The organism is Agromyces sp. Root1464, from assembly GCF_001427265.1.
Taxonomy (GTDB): Bacteria; Actinomycetota; Actinomycetes; order Actinomycetales; family Microbacteriaceae; genus Agromyces; species Agromyces fucosus.
In genome coordinates, this window is sequence record NZ_LMFU01000002.1 from 1,838,710 (window position 1) to 1,855,869 (window position 17,160).

Annotated in this window: 13 protein-coding genes; 5 read left to right on the forward strand and 8 right to left on the reverse strand. The window is 71.2% G+C overall.

From position 1 onward, the window contains the following. Position 1 precedes the first annotated feature (1 nt). From ASD23_RS14080 to ASD23_RS14115, 8 genes are all read right to left on the reverse strand, one after another. Positions 2-871 carry a 3-hydroxyacyl-CoA dehydrogenase family protein gene (locus ASD23_RS14080; RefSeq protein WP_082571462.1) on the reverse strand — a complete coding sequence of 290 codons (870 nt, stop codon included), beginning with the start codon at positions 869-871 and terminating at the stop codon, positions 2-4. Beyond that, a complete protein-coding gene (locus tag ASD23_RS14085) occupies positions 868-1,608 on the reverse strand; it encodes an enoyl-CoA hydratase/isomerase family protein (protein WP_056011798.1) in 741 nt (246 codons plus the stop codon). Before ASD23_RS14085 ends, ASD23_RS14080 begins: the two co-directional genes overlap by 4 nt. After that, positions 1,608-2,804, reverse strand: a complete 1,197-nt coding sequence (locus ASD23_RS14090) for an acetyl-CoA C-acyltransferase (protein ID WP_056011801.1) — start codon at positions 2,802-2,804, stop codon at positions 1,608-1,610. Before ASD23_RS14090 ends, ASD23_RS14085 begins: the two co-directional genes overlap by 1 nt. 155 nt (positions 2,805-2,959) lie before the next feature. Further along, the gene (locus tag ASD23_RS14095) at positions 2,960-4,069 is read right to left on the reverse strand and encodes a hypothetical protein (RefSeq protein ID WP_056011805.1); all 1,110 of its coding nucleotides are present in this window, start codon (positions 4,067-4,069) and stop codon (positions 2,960-2,962) included. Positions 4,070-4,226: 157 nt separating this feature from the next. After that, the gene (locus ASD23_RS14100; RefSeq protein ID WP_056011808.1) at positions 4,227-7,532 is read right to left on the reverse strand and encodes a DUF1349 domain-containing protein; all 3,306 of its coding nucleotides are present in this window, start codon (positions 7,530-7,532) and stop codon (positions 4,227-4,229) included. A 209-nt stretch (positions 7,533-7,741) separates the two neighbouring features. Further along, positions 7,742-8,620, reverse strand: a complete 879-nt coding sequence (locus tag ASD23_RS14105) for a DUF3592 domain-containing protein (RefSeq protein ID WP_056011811.1) — start codon at positions 8,618-8,620, stop codon at positions 7,742-7,744. A 130-nt stretch (positions 8,621-8,750) separates the two neighbouring features. Continuing rightward, positions 8,751-11,135, reverse strand: a complete 2,385-nt coding sequence (locus tag ASD23_RS14110) for a DEAD/DEAH box helicase (protein ID WP_082571464.1) — start codon at positions 11,133-11,135, stop codon at positions 8,751-8,753. Between the two features lie 265 nt (positions 11,136-11,400). Next, positions 11,401-12,090 (reverse strand): hypothetical protein, encoded by a 690-nt coding sequence (locus tag ASD23_RS14115; protein ID WP_056011814.1) that lies wholly within the window; start codon positions 12,088-12,090, stop codon positions 11,401-11,403. A 163-nt stretch (positions 12,091-12,253) separates the two neighbouring features. On the opposite strand from ASD23_RS14115, the gene ASD23_RS14120 reads away from it, so the two are divergent. From ASD23_RS14120 to ASD23_RS14140, 5 genes are all read left to right on the forward strand, one after another. Beyond that, positions 12,254-12,769, forward strand: a complete 516-nt coding sequence (locus ASD23_RS14120) for a GNAT family N-acetyltransferase (protein ID WP_056011817.1) — start codon at positions 12,254-12,256, stop codon at positions 12,767-12,769. A gap of 31 nt (positions 12,770-12,800) precedes the next feature. After that, on the forward strand, positions 12,801-13,817 hold the full coding sequence (locus ASD23_RS14125; protein WP_162248754.1) for an alpha/beta hydrolase: 1,017 nt from the start codon (positions 12,801-12,803) through the stop codon (positions 13,815-13,817). A gap of 108 nt (positions 13,818-13,925) precedes the next feature. After that, a complete protein-coding gene (locus tag ASD23_RS14130; protein ID WP_056011825.1) occupies positions 13,926-15,029 on the forward strand; it encodes a YihY/virulence factor BrkB family protein in 1,104 nt (367 codons plus the stop codon). 83 nt (positions 15,030-15,112) lie between these two features. Continuing rightward, positions 15,113-16,432 (forward strand): sensor histidine kinase, encoded by a 1,320-nt coding sequence (locus tag ASD23_RS14135; protein WP_157377102.1) that lies wholly within the window; start codon positions 15,113-15,115, stop codon positions 16,430-16,432. Further along, entirely contained in the window at positions 16,429-17,100 is a 672-nt protein-coding gene (locus ASD23_RS14140) for a response regulator (protein ID WP_056011831.1), read from the forward strand. The genes ASD23_RS14135 and ASD23_RS14140 overlap by 4 nt, the downstream gene beginning before the upstream one ends. Positions 17,101-17,160: the final 60 nt, after the last annotated feature.

Genomic DNA, 17,160 nt, shown 5'->3' on the forward strand with positions numbered 1-17,160 from the left:
TTCACGGGGCGTCCCAGAGGTAGAAGCCCTCGCCGGTCTTGCGGCCGAGCTTGCCCTCGGCGACCATTCGGCGCAGCAGTGCGGGTGGGGCGAAGCGCTCGCCGAGCGTCGAGGAGAGGTATTCGGCGATGCCGAGTCGCACGTCGAGCCCGACGATATCGGTCAGGCGCAGGGGGCCGATCGGATGCTTGTAGCCGAGGCTCATCGCCGCGTCGATGTCCTCCGCCGAGGCGACGCCGTCTTCGAGCATGCGGATCGCCTCGAGCCCGAGCGCGACGCCGAGTCGCGAGGAGGCGAAGCCCGGGGCATCCGCGACGACGATCGGGGTCTTGCCGATGGCGTGCACCCAGCCGCGAGCCTGCTCGACGAGCGGGCCCTCCGTCGCCTCGCCGCGCACGATCTCGACGAGCGTCGATGCCGGCACGGGATTGAAGAAGTGCAGGCCGAGGAACCGAGACGGCCGGTCGAGCAGTGCCGCGAGCTGGTCGATCGAGATCGACGAGGTGTTCGACGCGAGCGCTGCGCCCGGCGCGAGCACGGCCTCGACGCGGGTGAGTGCGTCGATCTTCAGCTCGAGGTCTTCGGGCACGGCCTCGACGACGAGGTCGCAGCGGGCGAAGTCGGCGACCTCCGTCGACGTGGCGAAGCGGGCAGCGATCGCCGCCTCGTCGTCGTCGGCGGTGCCGCGGGCGACGGATGCAGCGACGGAATCGAGCACCCGGGTCGAGGCCGCCGCAGCGGCTGCCGCGTCACGCTCGACGACGGTGACTCGCGAACCCGCGAGCAGGAAGGCGTGCGCGATGCCGGCGCCCATGCGCCCGCCACCGAGCACGCCGACGTCGGCCGGTGCTCCCGTGTCGGTCTCGTTCACTGCTGCTTCCTCTCGAGGAACTCGGTCATGCGGCGGATCTTCTCGGGGCTCTCGAAGAGCACGGCCTGTTCCTCGAGGTCGACGGCGGGGTGCGCGTCGCGCGGGGCGCGGAACACGCGCTTCGTCGCGATCGTCGCCGCACGGTCGTTGCGGGCGATGCGATCGGCGATGGCGTGCGCGGCGGCGAGCAGTTGGTCGGCCGGGTGCAGTTCGCTCACGAGCCCGATCGCGAGCGCCTCGGCCGCGGTGACCGTGCGCCCGGTGAGCAGCAGTTCGATCGCCCGGGCGTCGCCGACGATCTCCTTCAGCCGCCAGCCCGCGCCGGCCGCGGCGATGATGCCGAGACCCGTCTCGGGGTTGCCGATCTTCAGCTCGGGCGTCGCGATGCGGATGTCGGCGGCGTACGCGAGTTCGGCGCCGCCGCCGAGCGCGTACCCGTCGAGGGCGGCGATCACGGGCATCGGCAGCAGCGCGAGACGCACGAACGCGTTCGCGTTGATGCCCGCGCGCGCGTCATCCGCTCGCCGTTCGCGGAGCTCGGCGATGTCGGCGCCCGAGGCGAAGACGCCGCCGGCGCCCGTAAGGATGAGGGTGCGCGGGATCGCCTCGAGCTCGGCGCACAGGAGGTGGAGGGCATCGATCGTCGCCTGGTCGATCGCGTTGCGCTTCTCGGGCCGGTTGAGCGTGGCGATCACCCGGTCGTCGCGACGCTCGACGAGGAGCGGGTCCGCGCCCATCAGACGCGCTCCACGATGAGCGCGCTGCCCTGGCCGACGCCGACGCACATCGTCGCGAGCCCGTAGCGCGACTGCTCGCGCTCCATGCGGCCGAGCAGCGTCACGACGAGGCGCGAGCCCGACGAGCCGAGCGGATGCCCCAGGGCGATCGCTCCCCCGTCGGCGTTCACACGCTCGGGGTCCAGCCCGAGGCGGCGCATCGAAGCGATCGACTGCGTCGCGAACGCCTCGTTGAGCTCGACCGAGCCGATGTCGTCGAGGTCGATGCCGGCACGCTCGAGCGCCTTCTCGGTCGCGGGCACCGGGCCGAGGCCCATGATCTCGGGCGGCAGCCCCGCCGACGATCCGACGACGACGCGGGCGCGCGGGGTGAGCCCGTAGCGTTCGACGGCGGCCGCACTCGCGACGAGGATCGCCGACGCGCCGTCGTTCAGCGCGCTCGAGTTGCCCGCCGTGACGACCGAACCGCCGTGCACGACCGGGCGCAGCCCGGCGAGTGCCTCGAGCGTGGTCTCGGGCCGCGGGCCCTCGTCGACGAGCACCTCGCCGCGATGGGTCGGCACCCCCACGATCTCGGCCTCGAACCGGCCAGCGGCGATGGCGGCAGCCGCTCGCTGTTGCGAGCGCAGCGCGAAGGCATCGGCCTCGTAGCGGGTGATGCCGTCGACGCGAGCGACCTCTTCAGCGGTCTCGGGCATGGAGAAGGTCGCCTTGTCGCGGGCGACGAGCTTCGGATTCGGGAAACGCCAGCCGATGGAGGTGTCGTAGGCGGCGCCCGGCTTCGCCCACGCTCGATCGGGCTTGGCCTGCACCCAGGGCGCGCGGGTCATCGACTCGACGCCGCCGGCGATGATGAGGTCGGCGTCGCCGGCCCGGATCGCCTGCGCGGCCATCGTGATGGCCGACATGCCCGAGGCGCAGAGCCGGTTGACCGTGATGCCGGGCACCTCGTCGGGCAGGCCCGCGAGCAGCACCGACATGCGGGCGACGTTGCGGTTGTCTTCGCCCGCCTGATTGGCCGCCCCGAGGATCACCTCGTCGATCGCGCCGAGCTCGCCGGCCTGGTCGAGCCGGGTGCGTCGCACGAGCTCACCGACGACGAGGGCCGCGAGATCGTCGGGCCGCACTCCGGCGAGCGCCCCGCCGTAGCGGCCGACGGGCGTGCGAACGCCTCCGACGAGGTAGGCCTCGGCCATGGTCCACTCCTGACTGCACTGTCTGCGATGGAACGCTGCACCCAGCGTAGGCAGGGTGCGTGGCATCCGCTCGGTCGGAATTAGTGACCGACCGTTCAGGAAGTAATTATGGCAAACGGATGTCCCGGGCGCCACCCGGCCCGTTCGAGAGGGTCTCAGCGGACCTGCGCGATCACCGCTTCGGCGACCGACGCCGCCCCGTCCTTGCTCTGGATCAGGTACACGGAGTCGCCGACCCGCATCAGCACCGGCGAGGCGGGACCGTCGGTCACGAGCGCAACGATGGCGGCATCGCCGCCGCTCGCACCTGCGACCGTCGAGAGGTCGAGCGGGCCGAACGCCGTCGAGACGTCGGCCTGCCCGAGCAGGTCGAAGAACTGGCCGGCGCCGTGCACGACGGCGATGTGCGGCCCGCGCTCGGTGTCGTTCAGGTAGTCGCACGAGTACGAGCGAGCCGCCGCCGCGACCGCGGCATCGAACGACTGCGGGGCGCGGGTCGTCGGATCCTCGACCTCGGTCTCGGTGTACGTCGTGCCGAGCGCCATCCCGATGCCCTGCGGGTCGAGGCCGCCGTTGCAGACGGCGTCGCCCTGTCGCTGCGATGCCGCCGCGGGGAAGGCGAGCTGTTCGGCGGTCGCGCCCTCCACGGCCGCGAAGGTCGTCTCGGCGACCCCGGCGAGGCGGGACAGCATCTCCTCTGGCGAGATACCGTCGTAGCGGCTGCCCGTCGTGCCGAGCCCGGACGCGGTCAGGCGCATGGCGACCCAGGCATCGCCGACCGGGGCGGTGAGCTGCCAGCCGGATTCGCCCACGGCGGTCGACGCCTCGATGGCACCGACGGCGAGCTTCTGATCGGAGGGCGCATCGCCCGCCCACGCCGGCTGCCACTGCGCGGCGGCACCCGGCAGCACGTCGATGGAGAGGTACGCGAGGTCGTCGCCCCCTGCGTAGATCGTCGTCGGAGCCGCTCCGACGCGCCAGGAGCACCCGAGACCGCCCGCTGCCGCGAGTTCCACCGCGCTGAACGCATCGGACGGCCGGATCGCCCGCACGGGATCGGGCGCGACGCCGTCACTGCCCGTCATCACCGCTGCGAGCTTCGCATCCGCGACGAGGTCGCCGCACATCAGGGGCCCCGCCGGTGCCGTCTCGACCGGCGTCGGCTCGGCGACCGGAGTCTGCGTCGGCGCGGGCGCCGGTGCCACGCAGCCGGTGAGGAGCAGGACGAGGGCGGCTGCGGCGATCCCGCCGGTGATGAGGCGCATGGCGTGAGCCTAGTGGCCGTGCGAGCGCGCCGATTCAGGGATGTCCCGGGCGACGACGACGGCCCGCGTCCAGGCGATTCACATCACCGGACACGGGCCCTCGGCCGTTCAGGTCACGCCAAGGCGACCGGCCAACCGCACAGGCGCAGTTGCACCGCTAGCCGCAGCTGTTCGCCGCATACTCGGCGGCCACGGTCGCCGTCACGGGCTGACCGTCGATGGTCGCCTGCGCGGTCACGTCGACCTCGCCGGCCGGGATGCTCGCCCGGCGCGTCGTGAACGTGTGGACGGCGTTCTTGCCGGGAGCCACCGCCTCGAACGACTTCTGACCGAACTCCGACGCGAACGTGATCGAGACCGGCACCGCCTCCGCGTTCGTGGCCCGCACCGACACGACGACCTTGCCGCCGATGCACTTCGTCGTCGCCGTCGCGGCGACGTCGAGGGCGGGTGCGACCGGAGGTCGGGTCGAGACGGCGACGCCGGGCTTCAGCGAGACGACGGTCCACCGATAGGTCTGGCTGTCGCCGTTCGGGGCGATCGTGCGCGCCTCGAGCAGGTTGGCGCCGGCCGCGAGCGGGAGCTCGATGGTGCCGCTGCCGTACTCGACCGGGCGTCCGTTGACGGCGAGCACCACGTCGGTCTCGTCATCGACGGGTGTCAGCGTCGTCGAGACGCTGTCGAGGCTCGCCGGCACGACCGTCAGCCAGGATCGCGGCGCCACGGGTGCGCCGAAGTCGACGCCCTGCCATGCCGGGTCCTCGAGTGCGGCCGCGAGCCGCATCTCGACGGGCGGCGGCACGGAGTCGAAGAACGGCACCGCGGTTCCGTCGACCTTCAGCCCGCTCATGACGAAGGCGGCCGGAGTGCCGCCCGACGCGAACGGACCGTCGGCCATGACGCCGACGCGCGGGGTCGCGGCGCCTACCGCGGCGTTGGTGACCGTGCCGATGGTCGTGAAGTCGACGCCGTTCGTCGAGTAGCTGCCCGTGAACGCATTGCCGTTGCGCGCGATCTTGATCCAGATGTCGGCCGCGGCGGGCGCGTTGATGCGGGTGTTCTCGTTGGGCGACCCGCCGGCTTCGGTCACGAGCGCGAGCCACGGGGTCCCGTTGTTGTGCTTGCGATGGAGGGCCACGTAGTTCTCGTCGTCGACGTAGTAGATCAGACCGGCCTCTTCGTAGAACGACTTCGTCGCGCCGGCCATCTTCACGACGACCTCGTTCGGGGAGACCCCGCTCGCGTCGCGCAGCAGGATGCCGTTGGAGGAGTTCTGCGTCGCCCAGAGGGTGCCGCCGCCTGAAAGCAGCCGAATCGAGTCGGGTGCCACCGCCGACCAGCGCGAGGCGTCCTCGCGGATCCAGCTGAGCCCTGCGGCGAGCGGCACCGTGGGCACCTGAGTCATCGAGTCGGCGTTCACGGCGAACGGGTCGTTGCCGATGACCTCGGATGCCGCGGTGTTGGTCGACACCCGCACGTTGAAGCCGGGCGCGTAGGTGTTGTCGCTGAACTCGAAGCGGTGGCTGCCGTTCATCGAGAACAGCGCGGTGCGCGAGGACTTCGAGGGGTCGGGGGCCGTCGTGGGCCCGAACCATCCGACCGCGTTGTTCGTGAACGTCAGGTCGGAGACGGACTTGGCGTTCAGCAACTGGGTGCCGGGCAGGAGGTTGAACCGGTTGTCGTCGATCAGCACGTTGCGGTGCACCGTGCGGTCGGGCTCGGTCGCCCCGTTCGTGGGGTCGAAGTAGATCACCGGGGCGCTCGTCGTGGGTCGATCGAAGATGTTCTCGCGGATCGTGAGGTCTTCAACGCCGCCCGACTCGTACCAGTTGGCCGCATCGCCCGAGACGTAGATGCTCGCCATGCCGACCTGGTCGAACAGGTTCCGCTCGATGACGACCGGCTTCGGCGTCGTGACGAGGATGCCGCGCGTCGGAACCGACGCGAACGTGTTGCCCGCGATGCGCACCTCGGGCGTGTAGGTCAGGCTCTCGGCGGCGTGCGTGTCGACCTGGATGCCCTGGGGCGCCCGATCGAGCGTCACGGTCATCTGCGTGAGGCTCGTGTCGTGGTCGTAGCCGCTCGGGCCGGTGACGTCGGTCACCGTGAAGTTCTCTCCCGCGACCGGCAGCATCGTGCCGCGAGTGACGAAGCGCAGCGTGTCACCGGGGTAGAACTGCGGGAAGCCCGCGCTCTGGTGGTGCATGTACTGCAGGGTGACCTTCTTGTTCGCGACGTCGACGCCCTTGACCTGCATGTAGGTGCCGTGGATGTTGATCGGGTCATCGTGCGGGTTGTCGAAGAGGGTGTTGAGGATCTGCACCTTGCCGCCCACACCCGACATCTGCAGGTAGTCGGCGAAGCCCGAGGTCTGCCGCCACGTGCCGTTCTCGGTCTTGAACCGCACGCCGTCGAGCGTGATGTTGTGCGACATCTGCCCGACCATGCCGAACCCGTGCAGGTACCCGAACTCGAGATCGACGAGGTCGGTGTTCGCGGCCTCGAACGCGAAGACGCCGGGGGTGTCTCGGTAGGTCGGACGGAGCTCGTAGACCTCGCCGCGGCCGCCCGGGTCGGTGCTGCCGGAGTAGGTCACGCGGAGCCGGTTGTCACCGAGTTCCGAGACGCCGGTCGAGTTCGTCCACACGGGAATCGAGGTGCGGTACGTCTGGCCGGTCGCGAGGTGACGCCGCTGGTTGTGGCCCTGCGTCGCCGAGCCGGGTTCGTACCGCCAGTACGGCTGACCCGTCACCGGACTCGCTTCGCCGAGGAAGGCCGCCTTGCCGTTCGCGATCTCGTAGCGGGTGCCGGGCGGCACCTGGATATCGCGGAACGGCACCCCGTTCGCGACGCCCGTGTCGAGCACCGTCAGGTCGATCGTGTTCGGGGCGACCCAGTCGGTGCTGAACCCCGTGAAGGTGACGTCCTCGGTGCGGATCGCCGCGAACTGCGTCTGCAGGCCGTGGAAGTTGAACTTCGAGCCCTCGCCGTCGACGATGACGTCGGACATGTCCTCGATGAGGATGCCGATGTTCTTGATGCGTGGGCCGGCGTCGGCGCCGGTCGTGTTGGAGACATAGAGCTCGCGCTTCTCGGTCTGCTCGGGATAGATGTCGTAGGTGCCGTACGGGAACCGGATCGTGACCGGCGCGCCCAGCGCCTTCGCGTGCTCCACGGCGTCGGCGATCGCGCCGGCCGAGTCGCTCTCGCCCGTCGGGTCGGCGCCGAAGTCCGTCACGTCGATGATCGTGCGCCCGGCGGCGTGCACGGCCATGACCGACGTGTCGGCTTCAGCCGGATTCGATGAGCCGTAGCCGACCGTCGCGGGGGTCACCGGGAGTTCTTCGGCCGTCGCCGAAGTCGTCGTGACGAGTCCGGTCGAGAGGACTGCGGCGGCCGCGGCGATGCCGCAGGCGACCGACCACCCTGATCGCCGTGGGACTGAATGGATCTTCGAGTACACGTGTCTGCCCTTCGTGCTGCATGAACGGAGGTTGCGCGCCACGGCGATCGCGCACCAAGGGCGCCTCGTCGTCGAGCACACCACGACCATACGGGAATCGCGCGTCGGCCTATAGGATATTTCTTTGGACGATCTGGATGAAACGACGATCCCGAGTCGCGAGCGGGCACGCCGACGTGCGAGCCGACGACGGGGCCGCGGCGATCAGGTCAGCCGACCGCGCCGATCCACTCCGAAGGGTCGGGCTCATGATCGAATGCGAGGAAGACCGCATCTTCGTCGCCCGGTCGCGCCGGGTCGTACAGCACCTCGACGCTGAAGCCTCCGGCGAGCACGTCGCGCCGACGTATCGAACGACTGAGCCGATGCTCGACACCGGCGTGGTCCGTGTATCGAACGTCGACCGTCGCGCCGATGACCGAGCGCTGGCCGACATCGTTCGTCGCGGTGCGGGCGGTCGTCCCGACGATCGTGCCCGGCACCCGTCGGCCTTCACGCAGGAGGCGAGTGCGGAGCCTCCGCTGCTCGAGTAGTCGCCGGTTGTGCAGGGCGACGACCACGATGCCGCCGGCGACGGCGAGGATGAGGAGCACCGGGAGCCAGAGATCGGCCGTGTACGCCACCCACGAGCCCGCATTCCACGGCACGTCGTGGTGGAACACCGGGTCGACGCGCGTGCCGACGCGCAACGGTTCGAGCCAGCTCATGGCGTCGATCGCGACCACGGCGACGACGATCGCCGACAGCGCCGGCACGAGCACGACCGGCGCCCGCTCGCCGCCGCGGTAGGCGTCGAGCGACCAGGATGCCGCCGCCGCGGACCCGAGCAGGCCGAACGTGCCCAGGATCCACAGGATGGCCGTCGTCGCGGGCCCCCAGAACGTCGGCTCCGACTCGCGTTCGTCGAAGACGCTGTCGATGATCGAGTGGCGGATGTCTTCGACGGTCGCGCCGATCATGATGCCGAGCGCGACCGCGCAGCCCATCGCCACGACGACGGCCACGACGATCAGGGCGAGCACGGCAGGCCGCCCTTCGAGCCGTCGCCGGCGCTCGCGGCGCGCGACGACCGGATCCGCGATGCTCATGCGCCCTCCCCGTCGGTCCCGTGCTGGGGCGCCAGCATACCGGCACGCCGCGGCTCGACCATGGCAGCCGGGGACGACGAAGGCCCGCGTCCACCGGACACGGGCCTTCGGTCGATCAGTTCGCTGCGAGTCAGCCGGCGAATTCCTCATCGGCTGCGACCGATTCGGTCTCGACGATCTCGATGGTCTCCTCGACCTCGATGATCTCGACGACGTCATCGAGCTCGACGACGTCGACTGCGTCGGCAGCCGCGTCGAGCGACTCGACGGCCACTGCAGCGGCCGTGCCGCGCTCGAGCTCACCGGCGAAGTCATCGCCGAGACGCATGTCGACGAAGTCGACGTCGATCTCGGCCCGGTCGAGCAGCTCGACCATGCGACGCTGGCGGTTGCGCGGGATGAGCGTGACGACCTGGCCCGTCTTGCCCGCACGGCCGGTGCGGCCGGAACGGTGCAGGTAGGTCTTGTACTCGTCGGGCGCGTCGGCCTGGATCACGAGGTCGATGTCATCGACGTGGATGCCGCGTGCCGCGACATCCGTCGCGACGAGCACGTTGACCCGGCCGCTCGTGAGCTGCTGCAGGTTGCGGGTACGACGCGACTGGTTGAGGTCGCCGTGCAGGGCGACGGCACGGATGCCGTAGTCCTCGAGGTGCCCCGTGAGGTCTTCGGCGAACGCGCGGGTGCGGGAGAAGACGAGCGTCTTGCCCTCGCGGTTCGCGAGCTCGGCGACGATGTCGCGCTTCTCGTGGTTGCCGATGACGAACACGCGGTGCTCGATCGTCGAGGAGGCCTGGTCTTCACCGGCGACCTCGTGCACGGCCGGGTCGACGAGGAACTCGTCGACGAGCGCGGCGACGCCCTTGTCGAGGGTGGCCGAGAAGAGGAGCTTCTGGCCGCCGTTCGCGGTGTGGCGGATGATGCGCTGCACGGGCTCGAGGAAGCCGAGGTCGCACATGTGGTCGGCCTCGTCGAGCACCGTGATGACGACCTCGGAGAGGTCGAGTCGGCGCTGCTCGATGAGGTCCTCGATGCGGCCGGGGGTGCCGATCACGATGTCGACGCCGCGCTGGAGCGCACCGACCTGACGCTGCTGGGGCACGCCGCCGTAGATCTGCGTGGTGAAGAGGCCGACGCTCTGCGCGATGGGCTGCACCGTGCGGTCGATCTGGAGGGCGAGCTCGCGGGTCGGGGCGAGAATCAGAGCGCGGGGCTTGCGGCCCATCTGGCGCTTGCCGCCGGCCTTGCCGGACTCGGCCCAGAGCTTCATGAGGCGCTCGACGGTCGGGGCGCCGAAGGCGATCGTCTTGCCCGAGCCGGTCTTGCCGCGGCCGAGCACGTCGCGACCCTCGAGCACGACCGGGATCGTCGCAGCCTGGATCGGGAACGGCGACTCGGCGCCGAGCTGCCGGAGCGCGGCGACGACGTTGCCGCCGAGGCCGAGATCGGCGAAGCTCACGCCGTCGGCGTCGATCGCCTGGATGGCCTGGGCCTCGAGGCGCTCGAGCACGACGTCGTCGGTCTTCGCGTGACGGTTGCCCTGGTCCTTGGCCGGGTAGAAGCTCGAGTCGCGGCGACCCGAGGACTCCTTGAAGCCGGGGCGGTCGAAGTCACGGCGCGGAGCGCGGTCGTCGCGATCGTAGGACCGGGTGGGACGATCGGGGCGATCGAACGAACGAGCCGGACGGTCATTGCGATCGTTCCGGTCGAACGAACGGGCCGGACGGTCGTTCCGGTCGTTCCGGTCGTACGAGCGAGTCGGACGGTCGTTGCGGTCGTTGCGGTCGAACGAGCGGGGAGCACGGTCATCGCGATCGAACGAACGAGCCGGGCGGTCGTTCCGGTCGTTCGAGCGAGGGGCGCGGTCGTCGCGATCGAACGAACGCGCGGGGCGGTCGTTCCGGTCGAACGAGCGGGCCGGACGGTCGTTCCGGTCGTTCGTGCGCGGCGCACGGTCGTCACGGTCGTACGAACGCGCAGGACGGTCGTTCCGGTCGAACGAGCGAGCCGGACGATCGTTGCGGTCGTTGCGGTCGAACGACCTGGGCGCACGGTCGTTGCGGTCGTTCGTACGGGGCGCACGGTCGTCACGGTCGTACGACCGCGCGGGACGGTCGTTGCGGTCGTTCCGGTCGAAGGAACGGGCCGGGCGGTCGTTGCGATCGAACGAACGCGGCGCGCGATCGTTGCGGTCGTTCGTACGGGGTGCACGGTCGTCACGGTCGTACGAACGTGCGGGACGGTCGTTGCGATCGAACGAGCGGGGAGCCCGCTCGTCGCGGCCGTCACGCTCGGAACGGTGCGGGGCGCGGCCGGTGGAGACGCGCTCGTCGCGCGACCAGCGCTCCTTGCGGGGCGCGTCGGCCTCGGGGCGGTAGCCGCGGTGGCCTTCGCTGCGCGAGCCGGGCTTGGACGATCCGGCGCGTGCCGGGCCGCCCTTCGAGCCGCCCTTCGCGTACGAGGGATCGAAGTTCTTGGCGGGCCTGCCGCCTTGGGGCTTCTTGTTCTTGGGCATGGTGACTTCCTGGGTTGTACTCATGTACATGGCAGCGCCACTGCAGGCGCAGCACACTGAGAACCCGGAGCATCGTCGACCGGGGCCGTTCACATACGGTGACTATCCGAGGCCTGTGCCTCGAAACCGGCCCTTTGGACTCACAAACCCATCCGCGCACAGCGCGGTGTCCAGAACCGACTCGGCTACGATACCGGAATCGTCTGGGAAAGTCCCGCACGCGGCATCCGCTCACGTGCCTGCCGAGCGGATGCCGCGGCTGACGTCACCCCTCGGGCGCCGGTGTCGGCTCGGGAGGGGCCGTCGCCGATGGCACCCACGTGCCGCCAGTGCACTCGTAGAAGGTCACGGTCTCGGTGTCGATGAACACGTCGCCGTCCGTCGTGCAGGTGCCAGGGGCGGGTTCACCGACGCCGAGCACGACCTGCGTGCCCGGTGCTCCGGGGGCCCCGGTCTCGCCCGGCTTGCCCTTCGCACCCGTGTCGCCCGTCGCACCCGTCGCACCGGTTGCGCCGGTCGCGCCGGTGAGGTTCTCCGCAGCCGAGACGCGGATGTTGCCGACGAGCGCCCATTCGCCGTCGGAGAAGAGGTACACGTCCGACGTGGCGATGTCGATGTAGACGTCGCCGTCGTAGCCCTTGCCGGACTCCGGCACTCCCGAACCGGCGCGAACCGCAGACCCGGCGGGGAGGATCTCGGCGAGCGCCTCCTCGTAGGCGGCCTCGTCGACCTCCTCGACGGTCGGCGTGGGAGTGGCGACCGCCTCGGCGGCGTCACCCGAGCGCGCCAGCGTGGCCCCGAGGAATGCGGCCACGAAGCAGAGGATCACGACCGCTGCGCCCACCCAGAGCAGCATCGCACGGCTGACTCCCGCGGGGCTCGCGGGCGCCGCGGCGGCGGGCGCCGCTGTCGTCGGTTCGGATGGCGCGTTCTGCGGGTTCCGATCGTCGGTCATGGCGTGCACCCCTCACGTCTCGCGCTCCGGTCGACCCGTGACGGCACGGTTCGGAGCCGCGTCGCGCTCATCGTAGCGAGGCCGCTCCGCGATCGGTTGCGGCACGCGGAACTCCCGCCGACTCCGAAATCGCGGCGAAACACCCGCGACGTATGCTCGCCGGATGCCGCAGCACCCCGCTCCAGTGACCGTCAGCATCGAACCGCCCCGCCAGTCCGAGGTCGAACGCCTCCTCGACGGCAGCACCGCCTTCGCCGAGAGCCTGTACCCGCCCGAGAGCAACTTCCTGCTCGACATCGCAACCCTCGAACGCCCCGAGGTCTCCTTCTACGTCGCGCGCGACGGCGGGCGCGCGGTCGGCATCGCCGCACTCGTCGCCGACGCGTCGGCCGCGCGCGGCGAGCTGAAGCGCATGTTCGTCGACCCCGACGCGCGCGGTCGCGGCGTGGCGGCCGCCCTCCTGGAACGCATCGAAGCGGATGCCTCGGCGCGCGGGCTCATCGAGATCGTGCTCGAGACCGGTGACCTGCACGACGCCGCGCAGGCGCTCTACACGCGCCACGGCTATCGCGAGATCCCGCAGTTCGGCCAGTACGTCGGCGAGGCGCACTCGGTGTGCTTCGCGAAGCCCCTCGCCGCCGAGCAGCAAGCGTTTCCACCGGCGCAGAACGTGAGGTAGCATCACTCCACCCCTGAACACGGAGCCCGGTGTGACCTCGACCCGACGCACAGGCGGCTCCGGCACTCGCGCCCGGCGAGTGGTGTGGGCCGTCGCGGCCGCTGCAGCCGCCATCGCGAGCGTGAGCGCGCTCTCGGGCTTCCACGTGCCCCTTCGCGAGATCGACCCGAAGGGCGCCGACGCGGCGAGCGAGGTCGCGACCGCTGAGCTCATCGGCATCCGCACCTTCACGGCGCCGGCCGACATCGCGGTCGAGTCCGACGTCGAGTACGGGGTACGTGAAGACGGCACGCTGCTCACGCTCGACGTGTGCACGCCCGCCGGTGCGGTGCTCACCGACGAGCCGCTGCCCGCGGTGGTCTCGGTCCACGGCGGCAGCTGGGCGCGCGGCGACAAGGGCAACGCCGACTGGCGGGGCGTCTGCCTCTGGCTCGCGAGCGAGGGGTTCGTCGCGGCATCCGTCAATTACCGGCTCGTGCCCGACGCCGTCTTCCCCGCCGCCATCGACGACGTCGCGCTCGCGGTGGAATGGCTCCGCGACCCCGAGCAGTCCGGGCGCTTCGGCATCGACCCCGCTCGCATCGGCGCCTTCGGCGGTTCGGCGGGCGGCAGCCTCGCCGCACTGCTCGGCACCACCGGCGAAGGGCCGCTCGACCAGGGATCCCGGGTCGCGGCGGTCGCCGAGCTCTCGGGCCCCGTCGGCCTCGGGGCTGCGGACCTCGTGTCCGACGGGGCATCCGACTGGCTGCAGCGCATCGTGGGCGAGTACCTCGACTGCGAGACGGGCGCGAGCGACGAGGAGTGCCCTCAGGCGGCGGATGCCTCGGCCGCGAGCTTCGCCGACCCGAGCGACCCGCCCTTCTTCATCGGGCACGCCGAGGCGGAGGTCGTGCCGCTCGGGCAGTCGGAGCGGCTCGCCGCCGCCCTCACCGCGGTAGGCGTCTCGGCCGAGCTCGCGGTCGTGCCGGGCTCCGACCATTCCATCGGCATCCTCGATGAAGCGATGCGCGCGCGCGTCGCCGCGTTCCTCCACGCGCACCTCGACTGACGGCCACCCGGAGCTCGTCCGGGCGTGACGCGACCGCTCTCGTTCGGCAACCCCCTGTGCCGGCGTCGCCGTCCCCCGTAGGCTCGGTGCGTCTGCACGGGAGGCATCATGCCCGAACACGATCCATCCGACCACGATCCATCCGACCACGATCCAGCCGGCCGCGACCCTTCCGGGTCGGCCGTCGACGACTCGCCGGCGCAACTGTCGCGCGCCGACTGGCGCATCATCGGCACCCGCACGGTGCACGAGTACCGCATCAACCAGGTGCACGACATCGCGGCGGCGCTGACGTTCTACGTGCTGCTCACGATCTTCCCCGCGCTGCTCGCCGTGCTCGCGCTGCTCGGCATCTTCGGCAGCGCCGAGGCGGTCGTGGCCGATGCGCTGCGGGTGCTGGAGGAGCTCGGCGGGGCATCCGTCGTCGAGGTCCTGCGCGAGCCGCTCGACCAACTGCTGAACGCGTCGCACGCGGGGCTCGCCTTCGTGAGCGGCCTGGTCGCCACCCTCTGGGCTGCCTCGGGCTTCGTCGGCACCTTCGGCCGCGGCATGAACCGCATCTACCGGGTCGAGGAGGGGCGCCCCTTCTGGGAGATGCGGCCCGCGATGCTCGCCGTGTCCGCGGTGCTCGTCGTGCTCGGGGCCATCGCCGCCGCCGGGCTCGTCATGACCGGGCCCGTGGCCGAGGCCGCAGCCCGCGTGCTCGGCCTCGACGAGGGCGTCGTCTTCTGGTGGGACCTCGCCAAGGTGCCCGTGCTCGCGGCCATCGGCGTGCTCGTGCTGGCCGTGCTCTACTGGGCCGCGCCGAACGTGCGGCGTCGGCACCTGCGCTGGTTCAGCATCGGCGCGGTGGCCGCGCTGCTCGCCTGGATCGCGACGACCGCGCTGTTCGCCCTCTACGTCTTCGGCGTCGGCAACTACGAGCGCGTGTACGGCGTGCTCGGCGGGGTCGTCGCCTTCATGCTGTGGGTGTGGTTGTCGAACCTCGCGATGCTCTTCGGCGCCGTGCTCGACACCGAGGTCGAACGGGCTCGCCAGCTGCGCGCCGGCATTCCCGCCGAGGAGCAGGTGCGTCTTCCGCTGCGCGACGACCGCGTGATCACGGTCAACCGCACCCAGCGCCTGCGCGACGTGCACGCCTCCGCCGGCATGCGCCCCGACACCCCGGTCGACGGCGTGACCCCGCCCGCCGGGCTCCGCCCGCACGGCTGAGCGGCACAGTACCCGCGTACGGCCCCCGAATCGTCCTCGGGAGGGATGCAGCGCAGCACACGGCGTGATTGGCTACTGGCATCATGGCGCAGACCCATCACCCTGAGCAGAGCCCGGCGGATGCCGCGGCGCAGGCCCGTCCCGCGCAGCAGGCCCCGCCCCCGCCGCGCCCGCCTGCGGCGCCGCTTCCGCCCGTGCCGTCGATCCCCGCCGCGCCCGCGCGCCTCGCGCGCATCACGGCCGACGAACGGCAGTTCAGGGCCTGGATGCTCGTGTCGACCTCGCTCCTCGCCATCATCCTCTTCGCCGTCTCGGTGCCGCTCGCCGCGACCATCTACGACATCAACCTGCTCGCCGCGTTCGGCACGTGCCTCGCGCTCGCGATCGCCCTGCCGCTCGCGGTGCGGTGGCCGTGGGTCGCCGCGAGCGTCTCCGCTGCGGGCCTGCTCGCCTTCGCGCTGCTCACCATGAACTCCGAGGGGTGGCCGTGGCCGTGGCCGGTCACCTCGATCGTGAGCCAGGGCGTGCTGCTCATCGTGCTCGGCCTCATGTGGGAGTGGCGCCTCGGCCTCATCGCGTGGGCGATGGGGGTCGTCGTGACGCTGCCGTTCGCCTTCGTCGACACCGGGGCTGCGGCCAGCATGATCACGGGCGCCGCCGTCACGGCACTCGCCTGCGCGATCGCGGTGCTGCTCGCCCAGCGCCGCGTGATCGGCGTCGAGCTCTTCCGTGAACGCGCGCATTCCGCCTCCGAGCAGCAGCGCCGCGTGCTCGTCGAGGAGCGCAACCGCATCGCCCGCGAACTGCACGACGTCGTCGCGCACGGACTCTCGATCATCCACGTGCAGGCGACGAGTGCGCCGTACCGGGTCGAGGGGCTGAGCGACGCCGCCAAGACCGAGTTCTCCGAGATCGCGGCCTCCGCCCGCTCGGCGATGACCGAGATGCGACAGCTGCTCGGAGTGCTCCGCAGCGCCGACACCGCGGCGGAGACCGCCCCGCAGCCCGGGCTCGCCCAACTGCCGGAGCTCGCGGCATCCGTCGAACGCGCCGGCGTGCCGGTGACGCTGACGGTCGACGCCTCCCTGCACGACGGCGGACTCGCCGCGACCGCGGCCTACCGCATCGTGCAGGAGGCGCTCAGCAACGTCGTGCGCCACGCGCCCGGCGCGACCACCTTCGTCTCGGTCGAGGTGCTCGCCGACGACCTCGTCGTGTGCATCGAGAACGAGGCGGCGACGGCTGACCCGGCCACCGACGCGAAGGGCGGCGGCCACGGTCTCGTCGGGATCGGCGAGCGCGCGGCACTGCTCGGCGGGCGCGCCGAGTTCGGCGAACGGCCGGACGGCGGCTACCGTGTTCTCGCGACCCTTCCGCTCGGGTCGGACGGAGGCGCGGTGTGACGATCTCGGTGCTCATCGCCGACGACCAGGCGATGGTGCGAGCCGGTTTCGCGGCGGTGCTGGCCGCCCAGGACGGCATCGAGGTCGTCGGGCAGGCGGCCGACGGCGACCAGGCCGTGGCGATGGCGCACGAGCTGCGACCCGACGTCGTCGTGATGGACGTGCGCATGCCCGGCCGCAACGGCCTCGAGGCGACCCGCGACCTGCAGACCCCGCCGCGGTCGAGCGACTACGTGCCCCGCGTGCTCATGCTGACGACGTTCGACATCGACGACTACGTCTACGAGGCGCTGCGAGCCGGGGCGAGCGGATTCCTCCTGAAGGACGCGACGCCCGAGGAGCTCGTCGCCGCGGTGCGCATCGTCGCCGGGGGCGACGCGCTGCTCGCGCCGAGCGTGACGCGCCGCCTCATCGAGGACTTCGCCCGGTCGGCGCCGCCGCCCCGCATCGACGCCACCCGCCTCTCCGAGCTCACCGAGCGCGAGCGCGAGGTGCTGACGCTCGTCGGCCGGGGGTTCTCGAACACCGAGATCGCCGCGGCCCTCTTCATCGCCGAGCAGACGGTGAAGACCCACGTGTCGAAGATCCTCTCGAAGCTCGGCCTCCGCGATCGCGTGCACGCCGTGGTACTGGCGTACGACACCGGTCTCGTGCAACCGGGCTCCTGACCGTACGCCGGTACCGGTCGGAACCGCTCCTGCGGGTGATGAACACGGCGACGCCGCCTT